Source organism: Micromonospora sicca (genome assembly GCF_003172935.1).
Taxonomy (GTDB): domain Bacteria; phylum Actinomycetota; class Actinomycetes; order Mycobacteriales; family Micromonosporaceae; genus Micromonospora; species Micromonospora sicca.
Map to the genome: position 1 here is coordinate 1 of NZ_QGKS01000530.1, position 2,540 is coordinate 2,540.

Genomic DNA, 2,540 nt, shown 5'->3' on the forward strand with positions numbered 1-2,540 from the left:
TGCACCCTGTGCGGCCTGGTCCTGGACCGGGACGTCAACGCCGCACGGAACCTGGCCGCGCTGGCGGTCACCGTCGCCGGGAGTGGCTCGGAGACGCGAAACGGACGTGGAGCCGACCGTAAGACCCCGCTCGCGGGGCTGGTGGCTGTGAAACGTCAACCCGGCACCGCCAAAGCGGGTAACACCGGGACCGTCCCACCGCAAGGTAGGACATCCAATCATGAGCTCACCCACGCACCATGAGAGGAAACGGAGCACCAGCATGCGATACCGGATCGTGGAGAAGGACGAGTTCCGCCTGGTCGGGCGGAAGGCCCGCGCCTGATCCACGAGGGGATGAACCCGGCCATCGTCGCGTTCATCCGCGACATCGACCAGGAGACCGTACGCCGGATGGAGGCGCTGTCGGACCAGGAGCCGCGGGGCATCGTCAACGTCAGCGACGACTTCGCCGGAAGCCGGGAGGAGGGCACGGAGCTGGACTACTGGCACGGAGTGGTGACCGGCGGCCGACGCGCCGAACGACATGGCGAGCCTGCCCGTGGCGGCGGGCGCCTGGGCGGTCTTCGAGTCCTCCGGGGAGTTCCCGCAGGCGCTGCAGCACCTGTGGCGGGACGTGTTCACCCAGTGGTTCCCGTCGAACCCGTACCAGACCCGGCCCGGGCCAGAGATCTCCAAGGTGCGGGTGTCGGCGGACGGCAGGCAGGCCGACGCCGAGTTGTGGATCCCGGTGCGGCGGGCCTGACCGTCAGTCCCGCTTCGCCTCCGCCGCGGCCCGGTCCAGGCAGGCCGGCACGTCGCCCGCATGGTATGGATGCTCGCTCGGCTCGATGCCGACGAGGAACATCGCGTACACCGCGGCCAGCCGCAGCGGTCCGACCGGACGCAGCAGCGTCACCGCCCGCTCCGGGTCGCAGCCGGGCACGTCGGCCCGCCACCGGGCCGCCCACGCGGCCAGTAGTGGCGCGGCCGTCGCCGGGTCGAGGGTTTCGGTGAGCCGCAGGATGCCGAAGGCGGGGTGGCCGACGAACGCGTCGGCCCAGTCGATGGTCACCCGGCGCTCGCCGTCGCCGCGCACGTTGCCGGGGTGCAGGTCGCCGTGGACGAGGGTGTCGGGCAGCCCGCAGCGGCGTATCTCGTCGAGGCGGTCGTCGAGGCCGGTGAGCAGGCCGTCCACGGTGGAGACGTCGTGCGGGGCGAGGGCGGCGCGGACCCACCGGGCCAGGGCCGGCCCCCGCCGGTCCGGTACGCCGGCCGCGACCAGCGCCGCCACGTCGTCGGCGGCGCGGACCTGGACGGCGTGTTGGTCGGCGGCGACGCCGGCCCGCTCGTCGGCGTCGGCCTGGTAGCGGTCCTCCCCCGGTACGTGGTCGAGCAGCATCCGGCCCGACCCGTCGTCGGCGAGCAGGGTCTGGGCGGTGCCGGGCACGGCGTGGCCGAGCCAGCGCAGCACGGCGGCCTCGTGCCGGAAGAAGTCGGGCACCTGCTTAAGCCACGTTGTGCCGTGGTCGCCGTCGAGGCGCCAGATCGCCGACAGGTTCCAGGTGCGCTGCTGCGCGACGGCGGTCACCGGCCGGCCGAGGCGGTCCAACTCCCTGGTGGCCCAGGCGAGGCTGCGGGCCGGGCCGCCCGGCTCGGCCCACGGGGCGCGCAGCGGGTGCGGCGACAGGTCGACCGACACCGGGTCCAGCGGCACGGATGGCCGCTGGGCCACCTGGCCGAGATAGGTGAGATGGCCGCCCGGCGGCTCGGGACGATCCGCGGCGAGCAGCCGCAGCACCGCCAAATCCAGGCCGTACCGCCGTCGCGCCTCACCGACCACCGAGCCGACCTCCTGCCACCACGGCTCCGGCACCTCGTAAGGGGGGAGGGCGCCCAATGGCAGGCCGGCGCGGTCCCGGTCGACCAGGACGAGGGTCACAGCCCGGGACACGCCGGGACGGTAACGCTGGCGCAACGTGCGGGGCGAGCGGTTATCGCGTCAGCGCCGCCGGCATGAACCATGCACTGCCCACGGCGGTGCAAGGCGGTCCCGCCGATCGCGACCTGACATGACCTGACAGCGCCGGGCGTGGGATCTGACCGCGATGAGTGAGCGGCCTGACAGGGTGACACGGCCTGACAGCAGTGCCGCGACTGCCGGCGGCCGGTTGGTGACGTCCTGGCCGCAGTGCCGTTGATGGAAGTCCTTCCGCGGCGGCCGACGTCGCCTTCCGGCTGCCGTACGGCGTGGCGCACTGTCAGCCCTGATGTCGGTGTGCGTCTGGGTCCGCGTCTGGGGGCTCGTTTCCATCAGCGTTTGGGTCCGTTCGCGAAACGAGCCCCCAAACGCGGGCGCTGAGACCACCTGTCAGTGCTGTGACCTGCGGTGATGCCCATCGCTGCCGAGGTGTGACCCGCCCCGACTGCCCTTAGCTTGGCGTTTAACCTGCTGGCCCGGTTAGCTGCGGATTCGATCGGGAAGCACACTGTGCACCGTGGACAGTGAGCGGCCTTGGCGTGATCATGGTGTTGCTGAGACATCAATGATCGACACCAAG

The 2,540-nt window shown here is 72.0% G+C and carries 1 protein-coding gene and 2 pseudogenes; 2 read left to right on the forward strand and 1 reads right to left on the reverse strand.

What is annotated here, in order from left to right; translation table 11 throughout:
* Both DKT69_RS40520 and DKT69_RS37235 read left to right on the forward strand, forming a co-directional pair.
* Window positions 1-243: pseudogene (locus DKT69_RS40520) on the forward strand (IS607 family element RNA-guided endonuclease TnpB); the annotation flags it as partial.
* Window positions 179-745: pseudogene (locus DKT69_RS37235) on the forward strand (GyrI-like domain-containing protein); the annotation flags it as partial. The pseudogenes DKT69_RS40520 and DKT69_RS37235, both read left to right, overlap by 65 nt.
* 3 nt (window positions 746-748) lie before the next feature.
* Here the strand turns inward: DKT69_RS37235 and DKT69_RS37240 are convergent.
* Window positions 749-1,933, reverse strand: a complete 1,185-nt coding sequence (locus tag DKT69_RS37240; protein ID WP_109806034.1) for an aminoglycoside phosphotransferase family protein — start codon at window positions 1,931-1,933, stop codon at window positions 749-751.
* Between the last annotated feature and the right edge of the window lie 607 nt (window positions 1,934-2,540).